22 protein-coding genes and 3 tRNA genes are annotated in these 23591 nt (G+C 68.9%); 8 read left to right on the top strand and 17 right to left on the bottom strand.

The window, feature by feature from the left end; all coding sequences use genetic code 11:
- Positions 1 to 124: 124 nt before the first annotated feature.
- From KZ829_RS40500 to KZ829_RS40480, 5 genes are all read right to left on the bottom strand, one after another.
- Positions 125 to 505: a hypothetical protein gene (locus KZ829_RS40500; protein WP_220149140.1), complete on the bottom strand. Its 381-nt coding sequence runs from the start codon at positions 503 to 505 to the stop codon at positions 125 to 127.
- Positions 506 to 549: 44 nt separating this feature from the next.
- On the bottom strand, positions 550 to 1269 hold the full coding sequence (locus KZ829_RS40495; protein WP_220149139.1) for a WXG100 family type VII secretion target: 720 nt from the start codon (positions 1267 to 1269) through the stop codon (positions 550 to 552).
- On the bottom strand, positions 1256 to 1573 hold the full coding sequence (locus KZ829_RS40490) for a hypothetical protein (protein ID WP_220149138.1): 318 nt from the start codon (positions 1571 to 1573) through the stop codon (positions 1256 to 1258). Before KZ829_RS40490 ends, KZ829_RS40495 begins: the two co-directional genes overlap by 14 nt.
- A complete protein-coding gene (locus KZ829_RS40485; protein ID WP_220149137.1) occupies positions 1573 to 2307 on the bottom strand; it encodes a YbaB/EbfC family nucleoid-associated protein in 735 nt (244 codons plus the stop codon). Before KZ829_RS40485 ends, KZ829_RS40490 begins: the two co-directional genes overlap by 1 nt.
- A 277-nt stretch (positions 2308 to 2584) precedes the next feature.
- Positions 2585 to 2839, bottom strand: a complete 255-nt coding sequence (locus KZ829_RS40480; protein WP_220149136.1) for a GntR family transcriptional regulator — start codon at positions 2837 to 2839, stop codon at positions 2585 to 2587.
- A gap of 436 nt (positions 2840 to 3275) precedes the next feature.
- Here KZ829_RS40480 and KZ829_RS40475 point away from each other — a divergent pair, with 436 nt between their 5' ends.
- Positions 3276 to 4628 (top strand): tyrosine-type recombinase/integrase, encoded by a 1353-nt coding sequence (locus tag KZ829_RS40475; protein WP_220149135.1) that lies wholly within the window; start codon positions 3276 to 3278, stop codon positions 4626 to 4628.
- A 483-nt stretch (positions 4629 to 5111) separates the two neighbouring features.
- Here KZ829_RS40475 and KZ829_RS40470 read toward each other — a convergent pair.
- Positions 5112 to 5184, bottom strand: a tRNA-Arg gene (locus KZ829_RS40470).
- Between the two features lie 40 nt (positions 5185 to 5224).
- Positions 5225 to 5315: transfer RNA gene (locus tag KZ829_RS40465), tRNA-Ser, on the bottom strand.
- Positions 5316 to 5865: 550 nt separating this feature from the next.
- On the opposite strand from KZ829_RS40465, the gene KZ829_RS40460 reads away from it, so the two are divergent.
- Positions 5866 to 6993: a hypothetical protein gene (locus tag KZ829_RS40460; protein WP_220149134.1), complete on the top strand. Its 1128-nt coding sequence runs from the start codon at positions 5866 to 5868 to the stop codon at positions 6991 to 6993.
- Here KZ829_RS40460 and KZ829_RS40455 read toward each other — a convergent pair.
- Positions 6942 to 7724: a CPBP family intramembrane glutamic endopeptidase gene (locus tag KZ829_RS40455; RefSeq protein WP_220149133.1), complete on the bottom strand. Its 783-nt coding sequence runs from the start codon at positions 7722 to 7724 to the stop codon at positions 6942 to 6944. The two genes, KZ829_RS40460 and KZ829_RS40455, sit on opposite strands and share 52 nt — an antisense overlap.
- A 118-nt stretch (positions 7725 to 7842) precedes the next feature.
- Here KZ829_RS40455 and KZ829_RS40450 point away from each other — a divergent pair, with 118 nt between their 5' ends.
- Positions 7843 to 8952, top strand: a complete 1110-nt coding sequence (locus tag KZ829_RS40450) for a globin domain-containing protein (protein ID WP_220149132.1) — start codon at positions 7843 to 7845, stop codon at positions 8950 to 8952.
- Here KZ829_RS40450 and KZ829_RS40445 read toward each other — a convergent pair.
- Complete coding sequence (locus KZ829_RS40445; RefSeq protein WP_220149131.1) at positions 8949 to 10478, bottom strand: peptide deformylase; 1530 nt, start codon at positions 10476 to 10478, stop codon at positions 8949 to 8951. The two genes, KZ829_RS40450 and KZ829_RS40445, sit on opposite strands and share 4 nt — an antisense overlap.
- A 313-nt stretch (positions 10479 to 10791) precedes the next feature.
- Between KZ829_RS40445 and KZ829_RS40440 the strand changes: the two genes are divergently transcribed.
- Positions 10792 to 11589: an IucA/IucC family C-terminal-domain containing protein gene (locus tag KZ829_RS40440; RefSeq protein ID WP_220149130.1), complete on the top strand. Its 798-nt coding sequence runs from the start codon at positions 10792 to 10794 to the stop codon at positions 11587 to 11589.
- A gap of 89 nt (positions 11590 to 11678) precedes the next feature.
- On the opposite strand, the gene KZ829_RS40435 is transcribed toward KZ829_RS40440, so the two are convergent.
- Positions 11679 to 12758, bottom strand: coding sequence for a calcium-binding protein (locus KZ829_RS40435; RefSeq protein WP_220149129.1), 1080 nt, complete (start codon positions 12756 to 12758; stop codon positions 11679 to 11681).
- A gap of 69 nt (positions 12759 to 12827) precedes the next feature.
- The gene (locus tag KZ829_RS40430; RefSeq protein WP_308285866.1) at positions 12828 to 14738 is read right to left on the bottom strand and encodes a DUF6311 domain-containing protein; all 1911 of its coding nucleotides are present in this window, start codon (positions 14736 to 14738) and stop codon (positions 12828 to 12830) included.
- 334 nt (positions 14739 to 15072) lie between these two features.
- On the opposite strand from KZ829_RS40430, the gene KZ829_RS40425 reads away from it, so the two are divergent.
- Positions 15073 to 15786, top strand: a complete 714-nt coding sequence (locus KZ829_RS40425) for a class I SAM-dependent methyltransferase (RefSeq protein ID WP_220149127.1) — start codon at positions 15073 to 15075, stop codon at positions 15784 to 15786.
- A 55-nt stretch (positions 15787 to 15841) separates the two neighbouring features.
- Here KZ829_RS40425 and KZ829_RS40420 read toward each other — a convergent pair whose 3' ends face one another.
- From KZ829_RS40420 to KZ829_RS40405, 4 genes are all read right to left on the bottom strand, one after another.
- Positions 15842 to 16375 carry a YbhB/YbcL family Raf kinase inhibitor-like protein gene (locus KZ829_RS40420; RefSeq protein ID WP_220149126.1) on the bottom strand — a complete coding sequence of 178 codons (534 nt, stop codon included), beginning with the start codon at positions 16373 to 16375 and terminating at the stop codon, positions 15842 to 15844.
- Positions 16376 to 16689: 314 nt separating this feature from the next.
- Positions 16690 to 17517 (bottom strand): C40 family peptidase, encoded by an 828-nt coding sequence (locus tag KZ829_RS43685; RefSeq protein WP_308285865.1) that lies wholly within the window; start codon positions 17515 to 17517, stop codon positions 16690 to 16692.
- A gap of 233 nt (positions 17518 to 17750) precedes the next feature.
- On the bottom strand, positions 17751 to 18338 hold the full coding sequence (locus KZ829_RS40410) for a DUF4352 domain-containing protein (protein WP_220149125.1): 588 nt from the start codon (positions 18336 to 18338) through the stop codon (positions 17751 to 17753).
- A gap of 152 nt (positions 18339 to 18490) precedes the next feature.
- Positions 18491 to 19453, bottom strand: a complete 963-nt coding sequence (locus tag KZ829_RS40405) for an NAD(P)H-quinone oxidoreductase (protein ID WP_220149124.1) — start codon at positions 19451 to 19453, stop codon at positions 18491 to 18493.
- Positions 19454 to 19520: 67 nt separating this feature from the next.
- On the opposite strand from KZ829_RS40405, the gene KZ829_RS40400 reads away from it, so the two are divergent.
- A tRNA-Ser gene (locus KZ829_RS40400) sits at positions 19521 to 19605 on the top strand.
- Between the two features lie 225 nt (positions 19606 to 19830).
- Here KZ829_RS40400 and KZ829_RS40395 read toward each other — a convergent pair.
- Both KZ829_RS40395 and soxR read right to left on the bottom strand, forming a co-directional pair.
- Positions 19831 to 21003: an acyltransferase family protein gene (locus tag KZ829_RS40395; RefSeq protein ID WP_220149123.1), complete on the bottom strand. Its 1173-nt coding sequence runs from the start codon at positions 21001 to 21003 to the stop codon at positions 19831 to 19833.
- 468 nt (positions 21004 to 21471) lie between these two features.
- A complete protein-coding gene (gene soxR, locus KZ829_RS40390) occupies positions 21472 to 21915 on the bottom strand; it encodes a redox-sensitive transcriptional activator SoxR (protein WP_220149122.1) in 444 nt (147 codons plus the stop codon).
- Between the two features lie 41 nt (positions 21916 to 21956).
- Here soxR and KZ829_RS40385 point away from each other — a divergent pair, with 41 nt between their 5' ends.
- Together KZ829_RS40385 and KZ829_RS40380 are read left to right on the top strand one after the other, a co-directional pair.
- On the top strand, positions 21957 to 22595 hold the full coding sequence (locus tag KZ829_RS40385; protein WP_220149121.1) for a thiamine pyrophosphate-binding protein: 639 nt from the start codon (positions 21957 to 21959) through the stop codon (positions 22593 to 22595).
- Entirely contained in the window at positions 22592 to 23461 is an 870-nt protein-coding gene (locus KZ829_RS40380) for a transketolase family protein (protein ID WP_220149120.1), read from the top strand. Before KZ829_RS40385 ends, KZ829_RS40380 begins: the two co-directional genes overlap by 4 nt.
- The last annotated feature ends 130 nt before the right edge of the window (positions 23462 to 23591 follow it).

Below are 23591 nucleotides of genomic sequence, written 5' to 3'. Positions count from 1 at the left end.
CCGGTCGGCCCGCTGTCGCCATCGTTCGCGCTCCCGACGGTCACGGCGACGTTGAACCACCGCAACGGCCGCGACGATCATGATCGACGCCAAACAGCACAGGCCTCCCGCGACGGCGATCGGTTCATCCACCGCGGGTCCGGCGAGCAACCGCACCGGTGACGACGAACCCGGCGAGCGCGTCACCGAGGGCAAGGACCATGCCGAATATCCCCGCCACGGAGACGCCGACGGTCAGCGCGATGACCGCCAAGGCGATAAGGACCGCACCCAGCCGCAGCCACGTCAGGTTGAGCGTGCCACGAGCGAGACCTTGGCCGCGCCCGCCCCGCAGCAAGGCGATCACCGCGAGGATCGCGAGAATGGCACCGATCGCGGCCGATGCCCCCATCACCGTGAACGGCCCGGCCTGTACGGTGGTGAAATCGCCGTCGCGGTACGACTGCCAGGCCACGACGCCCATTGCGGCGAGCCCGCCCTCGGCCAGCGCATACACGATGATCACTCCTGCTAGGAGTGTGTTGCTCGTCCGCTCGGTCCGCGCCGCGGTCATGCCGTGCCCGCCGGCGGCCAGTGGCCCTGGAAGAAGCCGGTGTCATCGAACTTCTGCCGCAGGAGGCTGTTGGCGGAGGTACAGGCGCTTTTCAGGGTTTCGCAGCCGACGATCAACGCTATCGAGGCCGTCACCGCCGCGCCGGCCGCGATGAACGGTGCTGCGGGTAGGCCGAAGATCGTGGCGCTGGAGGCGAGCGCGCCGATGATGCCGACCGCCAGTGCGGCGAGCGCCCCGAGCAGGCCTGTCCAGAACAGGAACACACCGGTGCGAACCTGTTCCAATGCCGTGGACAGGCCGTCGGTGAGGACCGTCTTGACCTTCTCCAGCGCGGCCTTCTGCAGCGGCAGCATCTGCCGGTACGCGTCGGCGGCGTCGCCGGCCCAGTTGTCGTCGACGGTGAGCAGCCCGGCATCGGCGGCCTGGACCTGCCCGCTGACCGGCACACCGACCCGGTCGCTCCAGGCTTGCGCGGTCGTCGACAGCGCCGACAGCGAGCCCATGTTCGACAGGATCGTCGCCAGGTTGTCCCAGATACGGCGCATGAACGCGCAGAAGTCGTCCCAGCCCTGACGGATCTTGCCCTGCGCGGGCGGGGGAACGTACGCCAGCTTGTCGTTGATCGAGTTCTGCAGCTCGACGGTCTTGGCGTCGATGCGGTCGATGGTCGAATGAATGCGTTCGAGCAGGACGGCCTCGGTGCTACTCACGGACATCCCACACTCCCTCCAGCTCTCTGGCGGCGCGTTCGTCGTTCGTCTCGTACTCGTAGGCGACCTTGTCGAGCTTCACGCTCAGACCGCTGTACACCCCGCTCGCCTCCTCCAGCAACGTCACCACCTTGCGCTGCAACTCGACGTAGGTGTCGAGCAGGCCGCTCGGCAACGACGCCCAGGACAGCTCATGCGCGCTCAGGGTCAACAGGCTCGCCTCGTACGTGGCCTGCCGGGTCACCGCCGCCACCTGCTCCCACGAGGCGGCATCGCGGTGCAGCGCGTCCAGCGCGGCCTTGAGAGTCATCAGCCGGCCAACCCGAACCGGCGGGCGAACCCGGCCGGATCCCGCATCACCATCTGCGCGTGGCCGAGCGGGCTGTCGGCGATCAGACGCCGAACGCCGTTCGCGGCGACCTGTTCGTACGCCGCCCGGAACGCCGTGGTGAGCTGCCGGGAAAGGTTCGCGTCGTGGGCGTCACGCAACCAGCGTCGGTCGAAACGCACCGCCGTAACGTCACCGCCGCCGGTCAGCTCCACGGTCACCTCACGGTGCGGGCTGTGCCCGGTCTGGGTCGCGCTCAAGGTCTGGTCCAGCCTGCCGGTTACCTCGTCGAGGCCCTGCTCGATCGACTCGACCACCTCGAGCAACGCCACCAGCGCGATCTCTCGTTCTGCGCTGGGAAGTGCGGACGAGGTGATGGAGTCCAGCCGCTGCTGGAGATCGGCCGCAGGCGGCACCGCCTCCGGCACGGCCGGCTCGATGTACGCCTCGCCCCACGCGGTCAGGCGTCGCATCGCGGCGTCCCGGACCGCCTCCACGACAGCCTCACCCAGGCGATCATCGGCCAGGCACGATCGCCAATGGCTGGCTACGGTCATCGTCGCGACACGGCCGTGCTCATCCAGCGTCACCGTGACCGAGCCGGTCGAGTCCAATCCCGGTTCACCAATCGCCCGGGTCGCGGATTGGGCTCGCCGCAGCAGCGCCTCACCGTCGTCGCGCAGCCCGACCAGGGCATCCATACGATCATCGAACATCGGTCATCCCCGTCCCCGGCGACCCGCACACTTCGAACTATCTCAATTCCGAGTACCCCGTGTACGCCTGACGGGTTCAACCGTCCGGCGACGCGTCGGGGGTACCGGGAGTCGTGTCGCCGACAAGCGGCGCCCGGACTCACCGATGCGACGGCAGACCGGATCGGCGACGTGGCATTCGCCGCGCCGATAGACGGGCGCGGGCACCTGGTGAGGTTAGGGAGCGACCGACGGACCCTCGCGACCGCTTTTCGGTGGACGAAACGTCGAATGCGATCTAGCGGGCCGAGGTCGGGCCGTCGTTCGCGGCGGCGACGTACGTGCCGCGGCCGACGACAGTGATCACTAGGCCGCGGTCACGGAGCAGTTGGATGGCCTTGCGGGCGGTACCCCGGGCTACGCCGTACTCCTGGACCATCTGGTTCTCCGAGGGGATCGGGCGGTTCGGCAGAAGGTCACCCGCGTCGATTCTCGCCGTGATGGCGTCCGCCACCTGCATGTAGAGCGGGGTCGGGCCTTCGTGGTCGATCACGGCCTGACCATCGCACTCAACAGAGAGCCATGGCCGTTGAGGGGGAACCATGGTGGGCCATATACAAGCATGGGGAACCGGCGTACGCTCGGGCTATAACGCGCAAATAGTGCATCGCAAAGGACTTCCTCGGCCGCCGCTAGTAGAGAGAATGCCGTGAGTACCGAGGCGAATCGGGCCAGGCGGCGTATCAGCGGGCACGGATCGCGATACGGATGCGGGCCACCCCGCCCCTCGGCTCTTGGGACAACGCTTTCGACCGCGCCCAGTGGCGCACGTCTGACGGATTCGACCGCACGGACCAGCGACACCACTGAACTCGGCCGTCAGCAGGATCGGGCTCGACCGCTTCGAAGACGCGGAAGCGCCGCAAGCTCGCGGTCACGGCACACCCTGCCGCCGGCTTCCTAGGGAGACGCGAAACACGGGGGATGACATGACCAACGGAATCTTCAAACGGTGCGGATGTACCGACACCACGACAGGACGACGCTGCGCCGAACACTGCCCGCGCCTGTCAGAACCAGGCCACGGCAGCTGGTACTTCGCCTACTCAACCCGGGACCTGCTCGACCGCGCGCAACGCGTACGCCGCGGCGGCTACCAGTCCGAGGAAGCCGCCCGGAAAGCCCGTGACGACCTGCTCGCCATATCCCGCGGGGAACGCACCGGGCAGAACTGGACCGTCACCCGCTGGCTGCGGTACTGGCTGACCACGCGCACCCGGATCCGGCCCACCACGAGAGCGCACTACACCCACGACATCGACCAGTTCCTGATCCCGGCCATCGGCCACCTGACCCTCGCCGAGTTGAACTCGCGTCAGCTGACCGCCGCGTTCGCCGCGATCGGCAAGGCCACCAACCGGTACGGGCTGCCCAATACCGTCTGCACCCTGCAACACGTGCACACGACGCTGCGAGCGGCGCTCAACGCCGCTCTCCGGGAAGACGTCATCACCAGCAACCCCGCCACCCGGGTCGAGTTGCCTGCCCGCGAACGGCCCCATGCCGAGGTCTGGATCGAGCCCCGCGTCGCCGACTGGCGCGCCACCGGCGAACACCCGGTTGTTGCGGTCTGGACACCCGAACAACTCGCCGAGTTTCTGCACTCGGTGCGCCACGACGGCCTCTACGCGCTGTGGTGGCTTCTCGCCCTCCGCGGCCTGCGCCGTGGCGAGGCCGCCGGCCTGCGATGGACCGACGTCGACCTCGACAACGCCCAACTCACGGTTATCCGGCAACGCACCACCGCTGGCTACACCATCCATGAAGGACCGCCGAAGTCAGCGGCCAGCCGCCGCACCGTCGCACTGGACCAGCACACAATGCAGATTCTCCGGCTGCACCGGTGCCGCCAACGACGCCACCAGGAACGACGCGATGCCGCCGGCAAGCCTTACCTCCCGAGCGGATATGTGTTCACCCGCCCGGACGGCGCCCCGTTCCACCCCGGCTACTTCACCCAACGCCTGCAACTGCTCATCAACCGCGCCGGCCTACCACCGGTCCGTCTCCAGGACCTCCGCCACGGCGCCGCCAGCCTCGCGCACTCCGCCGGTGCCGACCTCAAGACAATCCAGGACCTGCTCGGGCACTCCAACATCGCGCTCACCGCCGACATCTACACCAGCGTCCTGCCCGCCACCCAACGCCGAGCAGCCGAGGAGACCGTCCGTCTCATCCTCGCCGCCGACCCGACCCGGCGGGCATCCCCGTCCGTAAACGCACCGTTCCACGGCCACGACACCCAGGCGACCACGTCCACGACCGCGCGCGGCCCGACGTAGCGCTTCATCCAGCAGTAAGCAGCCGTCACAACGACGCATCTGGTGACTGAACAACGAACTTGGAGTCCGGTGAGTTCCCGCCCGGGAGCACCGGGCTCCTTCCCGAGACTCGGTCCTATCCCGCTCCAGGGCACCGTCATTGTCGAGCTGTCTTGCTCGACCGACTTTCTGACCCGGAATCAGATGGTTCAGGCTGACCCTGTGGCAAGCGCCCAAGTCCGTGAGCTGTGGAAGCAGGCGGCCCGGCCGCTGATAGTCCCGCTTTTCGAGCCTGGAATTCCCACTTAACGGGATTTGGTGATCGGTGGGTGATCGGCTGTTCGGAATTTGTCGAACGAGCTCCGATCACCCAGAAAGTGGCTGCTGACCTGCGGAAACGTGGGTCATGATCTTGCCCCACACGTGCCCCACGTCGTCCACATAGGCCAAACAAAAAGAAGGCCCTGAACCGCGTTTCCGCAGCTCAGGACCCTCTTGATGTTGTGCGCCCGAAGGGACTCGAACCCCTAACCTTCTGATCCGTAGTCAGATGCTCTATCCATTGAGCTACGGGCGCTCTCTCAGTGCTCAGTCAGCCTACAACACCGACTTTTGCGCGGAGACTCCGGGATTCGAACCCGGGAGGGGCTTTAAAACCCCAACCGCATTAGCAGTGCGGCGCCATAGACCAGACTAGGCGAAGTCTCCCCGGTGACCCGGGGGCCACCGAGGCTTGACAATACCGGACCCGCTCAGCGCCGCACAAAGAGGTTGCCATCTGGCACGCCAAGGATCTTCGCGAGCGGCTACGAACAGGCGAAACGTCGCGGATGAGGCTAGGCTTCGTGCGATGGAGGAGAACACGCGCCGGGAGGCTCCGCGGGCTCGGGGTCCGCGAAGCCCGTTCAGCACGCCCGAGCAGAAGCCCTCCGGCGAGGAGCCGGAAGGGGCGCCCTCGCGCCGCGGTGCGCCGCCGGCGGTCACCTTCCAGCCCCCGCCATCCGGCTCGAGTGCCGAAGGTCCCTCTTCAGGGGGTGGAGCCCGCCCGGTTCCTCCTCAGCCGGCGCGCACCACCGAATCGTCCGCGGCCGAGCCCACGCCGGAGACCCCGCAATCTGCGACACCGGGTCCGGCCGCAGCCCGCACGCCCGCGAAACGGGCGCCGGCCAAGAAGGCCACCCCCGCGAAGAAGGCAGCACCGCCACGAAAGGCCGCTCCCACCGGAGAATCCGCGCCTCCGGCTACGAGAGCGGAGAAGGTGGAGAAGGCAGCCCCGGCACGAGGGGTGAGCCCGGTAGCGAAGGACGCATCCGAGCAGATCCCGCCACCCGAGAACAACCCCGCCGGGAGGAACGCACCTTCGGCAGAGGCGGCCGCGCCTGCGAAAAAGGCGCCGGCCAAGAAGACGGCCGTCAAGAAGGCGGCTGCCAAGCGAGTCGCGGCCAAGGCGGTGCCGCCCGTCGAGTTGACCGTTCGGACGCCGGCCAAGCGCCCGGCATCCCGGCCGGTGCAGCCCACCCTGCCGCCTCGAGAGGCGGACACCGCGGCGCGGAATGCGGTCCCCACATCGGCGGGGACCAAGCTGCTCGTCACCGAAACGGCGCCGGCCCAAGGCGACGAGGCCAAGCCAACCCCGGCCGAAACGTTGCCGGCCCAAGGCGACACGGCCGAGCCAACCTCGGCCGAAACCGCGCCGGCCCAAGGCGACACGGCCAAGCCGACCGAGACCGAAACGGCGCCGACCTTGCGCGGAGCAAGCGAACCCGCCAGCGGCGGGCCGGCCGAAACCGGCACCGATCCGGCTGGCCGTGGAGCGGCCGCGCCGGCCACGGAAACGGGCGACACGGTGGAAGGGCTGGGCTCGCTCACCGAGGAGTTGCTGGCCGACCCGGCCCGCACCCCGGAGATCCTCGCCCACACGGCGGTCCAGCACATCGGGCCCCGAGCCCGGGCCTGGGCAGCGCAGACGCGCGCGTCCTATCCGACGGCCACGACGGAGGCGATCGCCCGCCTGGCCGTTCAGCGGTTCACTCGCTCGGCGGGAATTCGGGGCGGCCTGGGTGCCCTGGCCGGCCCGTACGCCCCGATCGCTCTTGTCTCGACGACCGTGATCACGCACGCGGAGCTGGTGTTGCACCTGGCCGCGGTCTACGGCCTGGATCCCGCGGATCCGCGCCGCGCCGACGATCTGCTGGCGCTGGCGGCCCCGGGGAAGGGCCCGATCGCGCTCTGGGCCGCGCTGAGACTGGTCCGCCTGCCGGGCGTGAGCCTGCTCACCGCGGTGCTGGGCGCCCGCGCCACGACCGAGATGGTGGCGGTGCGGGCGCGCCGGTTCTATGCGGAGTATTCGAGCCAGGACAGCCAGGAGTCGGGCAGCAGTTCGTAGCCGACGAACGCGGTGATGTCGAGGAGGCCGTGCGCCACGATGAGCGGCATCACGCGTTTCGTCCGCAGGTAGAACAGCGCGAAGATCACGCCCATCACGGCGTTGCCGAGGAAGGCGCCGAAGCCCTGGTAGAGGTGGTAGGAGCCGCGCAGTACGGCGGACGCGGCGATGATCCAGGCTGGTGACAGGGAGAGCGCCCGGAGCCGGGTGATCAGGTAGCCGACGACGATGACCTCTTCGAGGACGGCGTTCTGCACGGCGGCGAGGACCAGTACGGGCACCGACCACCAGTACGGCTGGAGCCCGGACGGCACGATCTGCGCGTTGATGCCGAGTTGCATGGCCCCGTACACGAGAAGGAGGCCGGGCAGCCCGATGCCGGCGGCGAGTCCGGCGCCCCAGCCGAGGTCGTAGGCCGGCCGCCGGTAGTCGATGCCGAGTTCTCGGGCCGCCGCGCCGAAGGAGCGGGCGAGCAGGAACAGCGCCAGGGCGACCGGGACCAGCGCGAAGAAGATGCCGAGCAGCTGGTACGTCAGGTCGAGGTAGGGCCGTGGCGACACCGAGGCGTTGAGTGTGGCGGTCTGCTGGGCCAGCGGCCGGTCGGCGGTGAGTTTCGCGGTCAGTGACACCACGGAGTAGACGGCCGACTGCCCGAGCGACAGCAGTAACACGATGGCGATCTCGGTCCCGTAGCGCGGACGGGTGGTCAGCTGCTGTTCTTCCACGGTCACCCGCCAACTCTAGGCCAGGCACAAATTGGCCCAATTCGGCAAGCGACGCGCCGCGGAGGGTGGCGAGTCGCACTTCTCGTGCGTCGTGTTCCCGACTGCGCTGACCACCCTGAATGGCATGGGAGACCTCGCAAGCTTGCTCAAGGAGAGCTGGAGCCTGGTCGAGGAACATCAGGACAAGGTCGCCGGCTATTTCTACGCGCGCATCTTCCTGAGGTACCCGGACCTGCGCGATCTGTTCCCGGTGCAGATGGATGTGCAGCGGGCCCGTCTGCTCGGGGCGATCGTGACCGCGGTGCAGACGCTGGAGGATCCGGAGCGGTTCGACGAGTACCTGCGGGCGCTGGGCCGGGACCACCGCAAGTTCCACGTGGAACCGGAGCACTACGAGGTGGTGGGCGGCGCCCTGATCGAGTCGATGCGGGCGTTCGCCGGCGAGGACTGGAGCATCGAGTACGACCAGGCCTGGGCCGACGCGTACGCGGTGATCGCCTCGAAGATGCTGGCCGGCGCCGACGCCGACCCGAACCCGCCGTACTGGTACGGCGAGGTGGTGGCGCACGAGCGCCGGTCCCGCGACATCGCGGTGTTCACCGTGCTGCCGTTGCAGACACTGGAGTACCGGGCCGGCCAGTACCTGAGCCTCGAGTGCCCGCGCTACCAGCCGCGGCTGTGGCGCACCTACTCACCCGCGAACGCGCCACGCCGGGACAACACGCTGGATTTCCACGTCCGCGCGGTGGGTGCCGGCTGGGTGTCCAGCGCTCTGGTCCGGCGGATGCAGGTGGGCGACATGGTGAAGTTGGCCGCGCCGATGGGCTCGATGACGCTGGACCGCAGGTCGACCCGGGACGCCGTCTTCGTGGCCGGCGGCACCGGGCTCGCCCCGATCAAGTCGTTGCTCGAGGAGCTCACCCGGTACAACCGGACCCGTTGGGTGCACGTCTTCTTCGGCGCGCAGACCCGGGAGGACCTGTACGACCTGGCCGACCTGAACCGGCTGGCCGCCCGCTACCCCTGGCTGTCGGTGGTGACCGCGTGCAGCGACGACCCGACCTTCCCCGGCGAGCAGGGCTACATCTCGGATGTGGTGGCGAAGTACGGCCCGTGGAAGGAGCACGACTTCTTCGTCTCCGGGTCGGGACGGATGGTGAAGGCCACCTTGAAGCGCCTCGCCGAGCTACAGGTGCCCTCTGTCCGGATAAAGTACGACAGTTTTAGCGACTAGTAGTCCCAAGGACGGCCGGTCTGCTGGTACTGGGCGACCGGCACGAGCTTGGCGTCGGCCTTCATCCGGTCAACGTAGAGCCGGCCCTCCAGGTGGTCGATCTCGTGGCTGATCAGCCGGGCCAGGGCCCGCTCGAACGTGGTGACCACCCGGGTCCCGTCGAACCGGGCGTGCTCCACGTCGATCCGCAGCGGGCGCGGCACCAGGCCCCGGTAGTCGAAGAACGACAGGCAGCCTTCGTACTGCTCGTCGGTCTCGCCGGACTCGCCGACGACCCGGGGGTTGAGCAGGACGACCGGTTCGGTGTCGCGCTCCGGCGGCCGGACGACGGCGGCCGCCACCGGAACCCCGATCTGGGGCGCGGCGAGACCCACGCCCTTGCTGAACTCGTGCAGATCCTCGAGCCGCCCGAGCGAGGTCAGCAGCCGGGTGACCGCGGTCCGGGCGGCCGCCCCCTCGCGGGGCAGCTGAAAGTGGCGGGCCCGCTGCCGGAGCAGGTCGGATCCGCGCTGGATGATGCCGATGCCGCGCATCCGGTGCGAGGCCCGGGGCAGAGCCGGCTCGGGCGGGCCGGTCTCCTCGTAGAGCGGGGCGTCGGCGCCACGGAACCGCCATTCCAGCCGGTACCGGGCGTTGAGCAGGGGCGCGTCGGTTGACCACTCGAAAATGGCGCGACCTCCCTCGGTGCGGCGTTCCAACGGGGTGCGGACGGGCACCTCGGCGGCGAGGGACGCCTCCACACCCCAGACCTGGGGTTCAAAGCTCTCCGGGAAGTTCAGCCGGACGGTCAGCGACCGGGTCGGCAGGCGGACGGCGCGCTGGAACCACTGGCCCCACTTCTCTTCGCCGACCGTGTACGCGTACTCGATGGTGGTCCGTTCGCCGGGATAGAGCGGGAACTGGCCGCGCGAGTTCGCGAACATGAGCCAGATCTCCTTGGACGCGTCCCGGTCCAGCTTGACCCGCCACAGCATGGGCTCGGCGGCCTCGCCCTCGCCGGCGAACGCCCGCACGTCCATCTCGTCGAAGGTGAGCGGGTTCTCCCGGTGGTGGCGGTTGGAGCCGGCCGGGTCGTGCGGGTAGCGGTCCACGGAGATCTTCGCGAGGTACCGGGTGACCGGTTCGACGCCGGCGTTGTAGAGGGAGCGCCGCACCCGGCAGCGGTAGGCGCCGTCGGTGTAGATCAGGTCGGCGATCTCGCGCTCGACGATCAGCCCGGTGCCTGGTGGCAGCCACTGGACCGGCACGGGCGGGTCGCGGTGCAGGCCGGCGTTGCGGGCGTTGCGCAGTTCGTCGTACTCCTGGAAACGCTGCCAGATGACGCCGCCGGCGCCGAGGACGGCCTCGGCCCGGCGGGCGAAGTCCTCGGTGGGTTTGTGGCGGCGGCCCTCGACGTGGCTGACGTATGAGGGATCGAAGCCCATGCGCGCGGCCAGCTGCTTCTTGGTCATCCCGCGCTCGACCCGCCACTGCGCAAGGGCTGAGACGAACTTGTCTGCGGCCCTTTCGATGGGCGAGGTGGTCATCACGGATGTCCCCTTCGCGACGGCACGTTCAGTGTCGCCGGGACCGCGTGTCTGCAAGGAGCTAGTAGCGATTTGCCGACAGATACCTTGACGAACCCGGCAACGCCGCCACGCTACGTAAAGTAATCATGGCTGAGGGTATTCGCCCGAAAGATCCCTGGGCCAGTGTGGTTAGGCTACCCTTAACCGGGTACCGTGGGTCTCTCGCGAGCCCCGTCGCTCCACAAGAGCCGGCTCGCCCCCCCTTCTGCAAGATCATCCGCGAGGAGAGTGCGGTGCCTCAGCGACGAGTGCCGCGGGCCGGCGGCCGCCCATGACCAGCCCCACGCTCGAGCTCAGGCAGCTCCGGCCACCACTGCTGGCGCCGGTCAACGCGACGCTGCGCGCCATGTTCGGCACCAGCACCGAGGTCCCCGGCCTGGCGCCCAACCTGGTGGTGCGCGACCTGGCCGGCTGGACACCGACCGCGCGCCTGGCCGACGTACACCTGGACACCCTGCTCGACGCGGCCCGCCGTCGCTGGAACGCGCAGGCGCACGCCGCCGCCGCACTCGCCTGGAAGGCCTACACCTACTGGCTCGCCCTCCCGGCCGTCCTCGGCTGGGCCTCGGCGCGCCGCGTGCCGCTGCTCACCTCCACCGACGCGGTCATGCACTTCGACGACCCGCGCCCGCTGGTCACGCTCGGCATGCGCCCGGACATCCCGGTCGCGGTCCTGCCGCACGACCCGCTGGCCCTCTCCGGCCTGCCGCAGGTCAAGGTCGTCGCCGACGAGGACGCGCTGCTCGCCGAATTCCGCCACGCCCTCTTCGAACAGCATCTGGAACCGCTGCTCGACGCCATCCACGGCCGGGTTCGCCTGGGCCGGCGCCCGCTGCTCGGCTCGCTGGCCTCCGGCATCGCCTACGGCGTCCTGCGCTCCGCCGACGCCGTCCCCGGCTCCTCCGCCGCGACCATCGACCGGCTGCTCGGCGCGCTCGGCATCCGCGACCTGATCGATCTCGAGCCCGGCCCGAACGGCCAGATCGACGTCCGCCGCAAGACCTGCTGCCTGGCCTTCACCCTGCCTCAGCCCAAGGTCTGCCCGGGCTGCTGCATCAAAACCCCTTAGCGGTACGGGCTACGCGCACCCGCCGTGGGAAGACAGCGGCCACCGTCGGACACCGGCCTTTGCCGCCCGCGCCGGGCGCAGATCGGTGGTCACCCTTCGCAGGCGACCCGGACGTCCTTGCCGTAAGCGAGGCACTCGTCGTCGTCCGCGCCGCCGTCCAGCCGGTCCGCCGCCGCAGTCCTGTGCTCGTAGCCGTCGAGATGGTCGATTCCAGCACCGCCGTACAGACTGTCCCGTCCGGCCTGGCCGACCAGGAAGTCCGCGCCACCGTTGCCGACGATGACGTCGTCGCCCTCCGCACCGTAGAGAGTGTCGGACCGCTCGGTGCCGTAGAGGCGGTCGTCGCCGTACCCGCCGTAGATCTCCTCGATGTCGGCGCCGATCGTGTCGTGCTCACCGCGCGCACCGTCGTCGCCCTCGACACCGTCGGCGTCGGCTGTCACGGGACGGTCGTATCCACCGAAGTTGACCGCGTCCCGGCCGCTGCCCCCGTAGTATCGGTCGCTGTCAGCCGCTCCGGCCGCCATCGGCAGGTCCGCCGAGAAGCTGTCGTTCCCGGGGCCGCCGTAATGCCGGTCGTTCCCGTCCCCGCTGGAGAAGGAGTCGCGGCCGTCCCCGCCGGAGATCACGTCGTCTCCCTGGGCCCCGATTAGCGTGTCGTCACCGCCCTCGCCCCAGATCCGGTCGTCACCCACGTAGCCGTCGAGCTTGTCGTCGCCACCGTTCCCGTAGATCCGGTCCGCACCGGTGTCGCCGTTGATGATGTCCCGGCGCGGTCCCCCGATCAGGGTGTCCCGGCCGCTGCCGCCGTTGATGCTCGTCGGCAGCCCGGACCGGATATCCACCGAGTCGTTCCGGTCGTAGGCCATGATCCACACCCGCGCCTCGGACGACGTTCGGCAGCGGACCTTGGTCTTGTCGCCCCCGACCCGTTCACAGCCCTTTCCCGGTGTGATCGCCACCCGGTCGTCGATCGTGACCGTGGCGCCCGACCCGGTCACGACAACCTTGTTCTCCTGACCCCACCGGGCGTGATAGGTGACCCGGTAGCCATGCGTGACCTTGACGGTTCCATGGGCGGCCGCCTGCGCGGGTGTAGCGATCAGACCGGCCGAGACGGTGGTCAGAAACGCCAGGCCGAATCCGGCCAGCCGGGTATGACGAGGCACGCGGTCCCTCCAGGGCCTTCGACGGTGCCAAGATCATAGAACGGCATCGTATCGACGCAAGGCCCCGCGTCAGAAAGGTTCGCCGCCGGTGAGGACGGTGTCCGGGTCGTCGACCAGCTCGCGGACGTCCCAGACCCAGGCGCCGCCGTTCCACGTCGGACGGAAGCCCAGCAGGTCGGACATGGTGCGCAGGAGTTCGATGTCGTGGCTCTGCGGGGTCAGCACCACCACGCCGGCCCGCCAGAAGCGGAGGTCGGCGAGGGTCATCTCGCGCCGCTCGTCGGTGATCTCCGGGATCGGGTTGCCCTGTTTGATCGAGGCGACCAGGCCGCTGGTCGGGCGCCACGGCGGCGAGAACATCGCGGTCCGGTCACTCGGGTCCTGCGGGTTCTGGTTCGGCAGCAGCGCGTACGCCCCGGCGATCCGCAGGTCCTGGCCGGTGGTGGCGGTCCAGCGCAGCGGGTCCGGGTAGCTGCTGTCCGGCAGCGGCAGGGTGACCATGGTGTGCCGATCGTCGACGTAGTCGCGCCAGGCGCCGGTGGTGACGAACTCGGGCACCGGATCCATCTGCACCGTGGCCATCGGCCGGGGGATCAGCGGCACCAGCGCCATCGCCACCGCGGTGATCATCGCGACCCGGATCGGCCCGCGCGAGGCCGGCTGGCTGCGCATCATGTCGGCGGCCCGCTGGACGCCGAGCGCCAGCACGATGCCGACGATCGGCGCGATCGCCATCGCCCACCGGGTCGGCACCGCGGAGTCCAGCACCGGGATGCGGTGCAGCAGCGCCCAGATGCCGGGGATGCCGGTGTCCACCCCGTTGAGCACGATGCGCGGGCCGAGCGACATGGCCCCGAAGAGGATCGCGATCCCGCCGAGGGTCAGCACCGCCCGGGAGCGGCGCAGCCAGACGAGCAGGCCGAGGAAGAGGACGATCAGGCCCCAGCCGAAGAAGGCGTTCTCCTCCGCCGCGTTCTGCGTGAGGCGCGACGCGATGGCCGTTTCGCCGGCCATCGAGTGCCGGGAGTAGGCGGCGAACGAGGCCAGGTCGGCCCCGAAGTTCCGGACGAACTCGGCCAGGCCCTGGTAGCTCTGCGGGCCGAAGAACTGGACGCTGAGCGGGTAGGCGAGCACCGCGAGGGTGACCGCCGCGGTGACCCCGAGCGCCCGCACGAACGGCAGGAACTCGCCCCGGTGAGCGCGCCGCCGGACCACCGCCATGACCGCGCAGAACAGGCCGAGGCCGACCGCGGTCATGAAGAGGATCTCGAGGTTGATGAACGCCTGCCAGATCAGCAGGCCGGCCAGGATCAGCCCATTGCGCAGCGCGCGGCCGCGAACCCGGAGCTCCAGCGTCCGCCAGATGATCAGCGGGACGAGGAACTGGGAGACGATGTTCGGGTGGCCGCCGGCGTGCGACACCATGCTCGGCGCGAAGGTGCAGAAGAGCGCGCCCACCCAGGCGGCCAGCCGGGAGGTGACGAACCGGCGGGAGAGCACGAGATACCACGACGCGCCGGTAAATGCCAATGCGCCGGTGAGAAATACGTTGAACGCCACATGGGGACCGAACAGAAGAGTGATCGGCGTCAGTGGCAACGAAACGGCCAACACCGAGGTGTTGGCCATCATGTTCACCCCGTCGGGGTAATTCATGCGGTCCGAGAAGAACGGATAGACGCCATCCGTGAGCACTCGGGCACCGTGCGCCAGCATCCACTCGAAGAAAGCTTGATCCTGCGGATCATCACGCAGTTCATGATCAAGATTGAGCCACAACGGCAGCGTCAGCATGACCGCGAAGACGATGAAAGTGCCGACGGCCACGACGTCACGCCACGTGAGCAGGTGCCGCCACCGCAGGCGTATAACCTGCTCATCCACGGTTTCCCGGGCGGTGGGTGTGGTCGCGCGAGTGACCACCGTGCCACTTGAACCGAGGGCTATCAGCTCCGCGTCCAGGTCGTCGTCGGCGGCCACTCGGCCTGGCGACAGATCGTTCTCGGCGGTCGACTGGCCTGTCGAGTCAAAACCCGTAATCGTCATAGCATCGGCGAGCCTAACCGAGGTTTCCAAGAAGGCAGCGGTGTGCGCCCCAGGCGTGATAGAGCCGATATGTACGCGTGTTTTCCGCGTGTCCTTCCTGTGGACTTCCGGCGGGGGTAACCCATCCGAGTACCCAGCTCACCTATGTCTCAATCAGGCCAAAAAATCAGTGGTGACCAGCACTCAACTTTCGGTTAGACGCTTCAGATGGTTAACTTCGCTGGTCCCGCTGTCAGCTCAGATCCGGCAAGATGAGGGAACCTCACCTATGGCAGACATCACTGGAGACCAGCGGATCCAGTCCGAAGTGCTCGAAGGCCTCGCCATGGCGGTGAACCACCGCCGGTGGTTCGTCGAACTCGCGCTCCCGTACCTGGGGGACAACCCCATCGAGATCGGCAGCGGCCTCGGTGACTACGCGATCGAGTGGGCGGAACACCTGCCGAAGTTCACCGCGACCGAGGCAGACCCCGACCGGCTCGTCCTGCTCAAGGAGCGGATGGCGGAGTACCCCAACATCGACGTGAAGCAGATGCTGCTTCCGGCACAGGACGCCGCCGCTGAGTACAGCGCGGCCGTCTCGTACAACGTGCTGGAGCACATCGAGGATCACGTCGGCGCGCTCAGCAGCATGAAGGAACTGGTCCGCCCCGGCGGCCGCGTGATCATCATCGTGCCGGCCTTCATGTTCGCGATGAGCCAGGTGGACATCGCCACCGGGCACATCCGCCGCTACACCAAGAAGACGCTGGGCGCCGCCTTCGTCGAGGCCGGCCTGGAGATCGAGAAGATCCACTACGCGAATGCGCTGGGTCTGGTCGGCTATTACACCGCGACCAGCATCTTCAAGCTGGCCCCCAAGGAGGGGCCGATGGTCAAGATCTACGACAGCCTGGTGCTGCCGGTGACCAAGGCCGCCGAGCGGATCGTCCGCCCGCCGTTCGGGCAGTCGGTCTTCTGCGTGGCCCGCGTCCCCCACTGATCGGGCAGACGGATGAGGCCGCCGGCGCTGCCGGCGGCCTCATCCGTACGGTGGCTCAGCCGCGCACCTGACAGGTGGGGCGGACCGTGGCCCGGGCCAGGGTGTGGAAGGCCAGGTTGAAGCCGACGTAGGCGGGGGACGCGTCCGGCGTCACCTCGAGCCGGTCGACGTCGATCGCGTGCACCGCGAACACGTACCGGTGCGGGCGGTCGCCGGGCGGCGGCGCCGAGCCGCCGTAGTCGCGGGAGCCGTAGTCGTTGCGCACGCAGAAGGCGCCGTCCGGCAGCGGATCGACACCGCGGTCCAGGGACGTGACCGTGACCGGCAGGTTCACCAGCACCCAGTGCCAGAACCCGCTCCCGGTCGGCGCGTCCGGGTCGAAGCAGGTGACCACGAAGCCACGTGTCTCGTCCGGGAAACCGGACCAGGCCAGCTGGGGCGACAGGTTCTTCCCGCCCACGCTGGTGTGCACGTAGAGCTCGTCGAGGGGCTGCCCGTCCGTCATGTCCGTGCTGGTCACCGTGAAGGACGGGACCGGTGGCAGGAGATCGTACGGGTCGGGCGCCAGGGCGCGGTCGTCAAGACTCATTGGTTGGCCTCCGGCGGCGTGGTGAGTAACTGATCAGGTTTTCCCACGATGGGCAGAGACTAACCGTTCGACGTGTCGGGCGCCTTTCGTCCGCATTACCGCACGCCGTCACACGAACGGGTAAACGCACAGGTGGTGCGCATGCCTTGAGCCCTCGCAGGTCATGCTTCTGTCAGACATCCGACCGGGTGTGTGCGGCCGAGATCCCCGCGCCCGGTTGCGATCGGCTGCCGTGAGGCATTCGGTGGCCACAGCGAGTCGGCACCCGTCAGACCGGCGGGTGCTGACTGCTGTACGGGCACGGATCGTCCCTGTCAGCCCAGCCGCGCGACACTGAGCCCCCGGTAGAGCTTGCGGTACACCACCCCGGTACGGCGGTTCCCCGCGTCGATCATCATCCCGTCGCCCATGTAGATGCCCACGTGTCCACGGCCGACCACCAGGTCGCCGGGGCGGGCCACCGAGCGGGAGACGGACCGGGCACGGCGCGCCTGGGCGCCGGACGAGTGCGGCAGACGGTAACCGGCCCGGGCGTACGCGCGCTTGGTGAACCCGGAGCAGTCGAAGCCACCCGGCCCCTCACCGCCGCGGACGTAGCGCTTGCCGACCTGGGACTTGGCGTACGCGACCACCGCCCGCAGGCTCCCACGCTCACCGGCCGTCTGCGGCCGCCGCTCGGTGGTGCCGCGGACGACCTTGGGGACCGATCGCGGCATCCGGGCCCGGACGGTGCCCGCTTCCCGGGCCACCGGGCGCTCGACCGTGCGGCGGGCCACCGGGCGCTCGACCGTGCGGGCCACCAGCCGGACCACGGTGGCCGGGCGGCGCATCCCCGGCGCGGGGCCCACGATCCGCCGCGGAAGCGTTCGCGAGGCGCGTTCGGCGTTCGCCCGGCGGTGCAGGAGGCCGGCGTGCACCGGCCCGGGCACGGCGCCCGCGTCCAACCTGATCTCGCGTGGACCGACGGCCACGAACTGCTCGATGCGGGCCGGTCGGGTGTGGAGCGCGCCGGACAGCGGGCGCTCCGCGAGTTCCGGTGTGGCCGGCAGGCCGCGTGGTGCGGTGACCGTCTCCGGGCCGTGGTCGACGGAGTCTAGGGCCGGTGCGATGACGGCCAGCGCGAGCGCGCCGACGGTCAGCACCCGGCGGGTGGACGTACCGTGCAGTGTTGCCTCCGAAATCGGCCCGGGGCACTCACGCGAATCCCATCCGAACGTGGCCGATGCCGCTGGTCACGTTTGTGCCGCCGTCGAAGGTGGGCAATGGGAACCCGGACAACCATGCGTATTCCGTGGACCATGCCAACACAACATCGAATCCGCCGGGGCGTGATTCACATAATTGATCCTCCATCACGAACCGATGGGCGCGGTGTTCAGCTCGGATCCGGCAGTGTCACGCGTACGCCCGGAGTGGACCTTCCGCCGCCGAGGGTGGCCGCACTGAGCCGAGCGTCCACCGGCACGTCGAACGGCAGGACGCCGGCCACGGTCTGACCCGGACCGATCCGGTCGAGCAGGGCCGGACTGCGATCGTTGAGAAACACCGCGGCCTGTTCCGCGACGGCGTAGGCTTCGCCGTTGGCGTCGTACACGCGCTGCGCGCCACTGTCGAACAGCTCCGGTTCCCGGCCGTTGTTCGTCACGATGACGTCGAGCAGGCAGAACTGGCCAGTGGCCCGCTGTTCCAGGCCGCTCGGGCCGACCGAGGGCACGCCGCACCGCAGTCCGGTGGGGGCGACGGTGAACTGAGCGGTCGGGGGTGCGCCCGCGAGGACGCCGGTGACCGTCGCCGCCGGGCTGGTGGCCACCGCCCACGCCCCGAAGGCGACCAGCACGCCCGAGACGGCGACGCCGCCGGCGATCCAGGACCGGCTGCTCCGCCGGTGGGGGCCGGCGTCCCAGTCGTCCTCGATCGACGGCAGATCCCGGGCCGGAGCGGAACGATGCGGTGCGTACGTCACGTGTCCCCCAGTGGTTCGGATACGGGCGCGGCCGGGGACCGGCCGCGCTGTCCGTCCATGCTGGGATCGCTGGACCGCGACACGCTGGCGACTCGCCGCATATCCTGACTATTCGGTCATACAGCTCCATGATCGGTCACTCGTACGGGTGGTCACCGTTGCAACAGAATCTTCCCGAAGTGGTCGCCGGACTCCATCAGCTCATGCGCCCGCGCCGCCTCGGCCAGCGGAAACGTGCTGTTGATGATCGGCTTCACCAGCCCGGCGGCGACCAGCGGCCACACCTGGTCCCGGACACCGGCCACGATCCGCGCCTTGTCCGCCGCCGGACGGGCCCGCAACGACGTCGACGACACCCGGCCCCGCTTCGCCATCAACAGCCCGAGATCGAGCTCGGCACTCCGGCCGCCCTGCATCCCGATCACCGTGATCCGCCCCTCCGGCGCGAGCACCTCCACGTTGCGGGCCAGGTACTTCGCGCCGATGATGTCCAGCACCACGTCCGCGCCGCGGCCGCCGGTGTGATCCAGCACCGCCCGTACGAAATCGTCGTTCCGATAGTCGACGGTCAGCGCCGCACCCAGCGCACGCAGCCGCTCGTGCTTCTCCGCCCGGGCCGTCACCAGCACCGACGCGCCCAGCGCCACCCCCAGCTGCACCGCGAAGGTGCCGATCCCGCTGCCGCCACCGTGCACCAGCAGCGTCTCACCGGGACGGAGCCTGTCCCGATCCACCACGTTGGACCACACCGTGCAGGCCACCTCGGGCAGCGCCGCCGCCTCGACCAGCGACAACCCGGCCGGGACCGGCAGCAACTGCCCCACCGGGACGGCCACCCGCTCGGCGTAGCCACCACCGGCGAGCAGCGCGCACACCCGCTCACCCACGTGATGCCCGGTCACGCCCGGCCCGAGCGCACTGATCACCCCCGAGCACTCCAGCCCCGGAAACTCCGGCGCGCCCGGTGGCGGCGGATAGAACCCCTGCCGTTGCAGCACATCGGCCCGGTTCACCGCGGACGCCGTCACATCGACGACGACCTCCCCCGCGCCGGCCTCCGGATCCGGCACCTCAGCCCAGCTCAGACCCTTGTCCTCGATCACGATCGCGTGCATGGGGCCGACTCTGCCCCACCGGTACGACAAGAACCAGAGGCGGGTGGCAGACTGGAGCGGCACTACGGGAGGGCTCGCCTAGTGGCCGATGGCGCCGGTCTTGAAAACCGGTAAGGGGAAACTCTTCGTGGGTTCGAATCCCACGCCCTCCGCATCGATGAACAGCGAAAACCGCCGTTGAACTGGAGAAGCACAGGTCAACGGCGGTCATCGTAGATCGCCAGCCGGTCTCACTCGGTCTCGCTGCATCCCTCTGGATCTCACCCGTCGCGGCAAATCCGCGGCAACGGAATCTCAGCTGCTGCAACGTGGTCAGCGCCTTCTCCCTGGCCCGGCGCCAGGCTGTGGCGTAGGCGTTGCAGCCAGTAGGGGCGCTTCTATACCAGGCTTCTCGAATTGGACACCATGACGACGTTGCCGGCGCCCTGGCTATCGAGCCAACCTTCATCGATGGATCGAGGCTTGGCCAAGCGACGGGTAAGGAAGCTGCGTAGCCGCCGTTCGGCTGGGCGTTCAACGGCAACGTAGAGAAGATGTGCGGCGCCGACGGAAGCGGCTAGCAGCCCGATCGCCAGCGCCAGGCTGGCGGTGGGGTTGAGGGTTCGCCCGGCCACACCCGCCTCCAGGACGAGGATCAGCTGCCAGTGGATTAGGTACAGTGCGAATGAGCGGTCCCCCAGAATTACCAGCGAGCGCTTTCGTAGCAGCGTTCTTCTGCCCTTGATGTCGGCGGTTGCCGCTGCTGCGATGATGGCGAGGAAGAAGGGCAGCAGCGCCAAGTTCGTGAGAAATCTTGGCACATTTCCCATACTGTCGTGTGGAGCAAACATCAGTAGCGCCAAGTAGGGGAAAACGCAACCGGCGGCAGCGAGCCAGGTTGGCCATGATGCCCGCCAGCCACGTCGCATTGCTATGGCAAGGAGCATCCCTAGGATGAATTCGCCAAGCCGGTAAAGAGGGTTCGTGACCAGCAGGTACCCCCACGCGACATCGGGGGCCAGAGATACGACGGCAAGCGCGGATATCGCCATCATTGCTACGGTGGTGACGGCAAGGCAGCGCAGGCGCTGTTGTTGCCATCGGGCCACTCGGATCAGAAATGGGAACAGCGCATAGAAGAAGACTTCGGCTGCGAGTGACCAGGCTGGCGGGTTAAATGCGTTGCGCCATTCTTTGCTGGGAATCCATAATTGCGTCAAGGTCAACACGAACGGAAGCGCGCCCCAAACGATCTTTTTTCCAGCTAGATAGATCACCGGAACAGCGAGTGCGATTACGGCGACGTGAGCGGGCCAGATCCGGGCGAATCGACGGCTGTAGAAAAGACGGGCGGCGTCACCGGGTTTGGCTGTCCAGGTGAGGACGAAACCGGACAGGACGAAGAAGAAGGTGACGCCTACGTATCCAAGGCTCGCCACCTCCTCGATGATGTACGGCAGGTCGAAAGCGGCCTGGAGATGCACTATTACGACTGCTGCGGCAGCGAAGAACCGAAGACTGGTCAGGGAGTCCAGACGGCTTGGCGGGGCCGCGCTCGCGGGTGTCGTCATGAGGTCCTCTCGCCGACCGGGTCGTCGTCGGAAGTAGGTAGCCGCCCGGTCCCGACGGCCACAGGTGGGTCGTGGCTCATCGAGAGTTAAGCGGGGTTGAGGTGTCCGCGGCGGCGTCGGGTGATTGCGGTTCGGGTGCACAGCCACTCACGGCTCACCGAAGCACGCAGCGGTTCTCCGTCGGCCACGGTCCGCCGCGGCCGGAACTCATCGTGGGTTCGACTCCCACGCCCTCCGCTCCGTCACCGGCCATACCATGACGAGCCACGCCTCCAGCAACCCTCGTCCAGGCAGCCCGTGACGTGCGAGAGAAGTGCACCTTGGCAAAGGCGCTCGGGGAAGCGGCTTCCCGTCACGTCCCGGTGACAGTCGGGCCGGGTAGCCTGGCCCGATGGCGCGGAGCCTGCCCGACGGCAGCCGCCCGGGGTGTTCCGCCGGACGGCCGTGAGCCGCGGCTGAAGCGGCCGGTCACTCGGCCGGCGGGTTGAGGATCATCTGGGGGCCGGCGCCGCTGACCGCGAGACGGTCGCTCGGGTTGACCAGCTTGCAGCGTTGCAGCGACAGGCAGCCGCACCCGATGCAGCCGCTGAGCTGGTCACGGAGGCGCTCGAGTACCCCGATCCGCTCCTGGAGGCGGTAACGCCAGCGGGCCGAGAGCCGGGACCAGTCCGCCTTCGTGGGGGTGCGGTTCTCCGGCAGGGAGGCGAGCGCCTCGCGGATCTCGTCGAGCGAGACCCCGACCTGTTGGGCGATCTTGATGAAGGCGACCCGGCGCAGTTCGGCCCGGTCGTACCGTCGCTGGTTGCCGCTGGTGCGGGAGGCGTGGATCAGGCCCTCCCGCTCGTAGAAGCGCAACGCGGAGGGCGCCACACCGCTGCGGGCGGAGAGTTCCCCGATGGTGAGGTGCTCCATCCCCACTCCCTTGAGTTGAAGTGAACTTCAAGTTGCAGTCTATGCACATGAAGCTGCTCAGCCGAGTGACCGCCGACGTCAAACACACGCCCAGCGCGCACTCCACGCTGGACGTCCTGTGGGTTCTCTACGATCGTGTGTTACGCATCACCCCGGAGACGGTCGACGCGCCGGACCGGGACCGCTTCCTGCTCTCCAAGGGGCACGGGCCGGCCGCCTACTACGCGGTGCTGGCCGCCAAGGGGTTCATCCCCGAGGAGTGGCTCGACGACATGGGCGGGTGGAACAGCCCGCTCGGCCACCACCCGGACCGGGTGCTGATCCCGGGCGTCGAGATCGGCACCGGCTCGCTGGGCCACGGGCTCGGCCTCGCCGTCGGCACCGCGCTCGGGCTGCGGGCACAGGGATTCCTCGACACCCGGACGTTCGTGCTGCTCGGCGACGCGGAACTGGACGAGGGATCGAATCACGAGGCGATCGCGTACGCGGCCGCGATCCGCCTGCCGATCACCGCGATCGTCATCGACAACCGGTCCGCGACCCACGGGTGGCCGGGCGGGATACCCGTCCGGTTCCCGAACTGGAGCGTGTCCGTGGTGAACGGGCGGGATCACGACCAGATCGAGCGGGCCCTGCGGGTCGTCTCCGACCGGCCGCACCTGGTGGTGGCGTCGGTATGAGGGAGACGTTCATCGACACGACCACCGCGATCCTGGACGAGGACCCGCGTACCGCCCTGGTGGTCGCGGACATCTCGGCGGCGTCGTTCACCGCGGCGCGGCGCCGGCACCCGGACCGGGTCTTCAACGTCGGCATCCGGGAGCAGCTGATGGCCGGGGTAGGCGGCGGGCTCGCGCTCACCGGGATGCGGCCCTACCTGCACTCGTACGCGCCGTTCCTGATCGACCGGGCCTACGAGCAGATCAAGCTCGACCTCGGGCACCAGGAGACGGGCGCCGTGCTGGTCAGCATCGGCGCTTCGTACGACGCCGCGGCCGAGGGCTACACCCACCAGTCACCGGGTGACGTGGCGCTGCTGGACACCCTCGACGGCTGGACCGTGCACGTGCCCGGGCACCGCGACGAGGTGGCCGCGCTGCTGCGGGCGGCGGCCCGGCACGACGACCGCGTCTACGTGCGCCTCTCCACGCAGGAGAACGCCCACGCCTACCCGGACGCCGGCGGCCTGCGGGTGCTGCGCCGGGGTGGGCCGCTGGTGGTGGCGGTCGGGCCGATGCTGGACCCGGTGCTGGAGGCGACCCTCGGGATGGACGTGACGGTGGCGTACACGAACACGCCCCGGCCGCTGGACACCGACGGGCTGCGGGCGCTCGTCGAGGGTGAGGTCGTGGTGGTCGAGCCGTACCTGGCCGGCACCTCGGCGCACCCGGTCGGCCAGGCGCTGAACGGGCTGCCGCACCGGGCGCTGCACCTGGGCGTGGGCCGGGCCGAGGTCCGCCGCTACGGCGACTGGAGGGACCACGCCCGCGCGCACGGCTTGGATCCGGCCGGGCTGCGCCGGTCGATCAGCGGGTTCCTGCTCTAGACCCAACGCCGTTCAGTTAGGCCAGCGTCGGGTTCGTCAAGGTCCGTTGGTGATGATGTTGATGGCGATGGTGGCTTGGTAGGTGCGCCGGTCGATGTTCGGGCCGCGGGCCTGGTATTTGGAGTTCGAT

The organism is Actinoplanes hulinensis, assembly GCF_019429605.1.
Taxonomy (GTDB): domain Bacteria; phylum Actinomycetota; class Actinomycetes; order Mycobacteriales; family Micromonosporaceae; genus Actinoplanes; species Actinoplanes campanulatus.
This window is presented reverse-complemented; position numbering and strand designations above follow the sequence as displayed.

What these genes read in the sequence shown, in the direction of transcription:
- KZ829_RS40495 (WP_220149139.1), bottom strand. Translation starts at nt 1,269, where the DNA reads ATGTCCGTGAGTAGCACCGAGGCCGTCCTGCTCGAACGCATTCATTCG.
- KZ829_RS40490 (WP_220149138.1), bottom strand. Translation starts at nt 1,573, where the DNA reads ATGACTCTCAAGGCCGCGCTGGACGCGCTGCACCGCGATGCCGCCTCG.
- KZ829_RS40485 (WP_220149137.1), bottom strand. Translation starts at nt 2,307, where the DNA reads ATGTTCGATGATCGTATGGATGCCCTGGTCGGGCTGCGCGACGACGGT.
- KZ829_RS40475 (WP_220149135.1), top strand. Translation starts at nt 3,276, where the DNA reads ATGACCAACGGAATCTTCAAACGGTGCGGATGTACCGACACCACGACA.
- KZ829_RS40450 (WP_220149132.1), top strand. Translation starts at nt 7,843, where the DNA reads ATGGGAGACCTCGCAAGCTTGCTCAAGGAGAGCTGGAGCCTGGTCGAG.
- KZ829_RS40445 (WP_220149131.1), bottom strand. Translation starts at nt 10,478, where the DNA reads ATGACCACCTCGCCCATCGAAAGGGCCGCAGACAAGTTCGTCTCAGCC.
- KZ829_RS40440 (WP_220149130.1), top strand. Translation starts at nt 10,792, where the DNA reads ATGACCAGCCCCACGCTCGAGCTCAGGCAGCTCCGGCCACCACTGCTG.
- KZ829_RS40425 (WP_220149127.1), top strand. Translation starts at nt 15,073, where the DNA reads ATGGCAGACATCACTGGAGACCAGCGGATCCAGTCCGAAGTGCTCGAA.
- KZ829_RS40420 (WP_220149126.1), bottom strand. Translation starts at nt 16,375, where the DNA reads ATGAGTCTTGACGACCGCGCCCTGGCGCCCGACCCGTACGATCTCCTG.
- KZ829_RS40405 (WP_220149124.1), bottom strand. Translation starts at nt 19,453, where the DNA reads ATGCACGCGATCGTGATCGAGGACAAGGGTCTGAGCTGGGCTGAGGTG.
- KZ829_RS40395 (WP_220149123.1), bottom strand. Translation starts at nt 21,003, where the DNA reads ATGACGACACCCGCGAGCGCGGCCCCGCCAAGCCGTCTGGACTCCCTG.
- soxR (WP_220149122.1), bottom strand. Translation starts at nt 21,915, where the DNA reads ATGGAGCACCTCACCATCGGGGAACTCTCCGCCCGCAGCGGTGTGGCG.
- KZ829_RS40385 (WP_220149121.1), top strand. Translation starts at nt 21,957, where the DNA reads ATGCACATGAAGCTGCTCAGCCGAGTGACCGCCGACGTCAAACACACG.
- KZ829_RS40380 (WP_220149120.1), top strand. Translation starts at nt 22,592, where the DNA reads ATGAGGGAGACGTTCATCGACACGACCACCGCGATCCTGGACGAGGAC.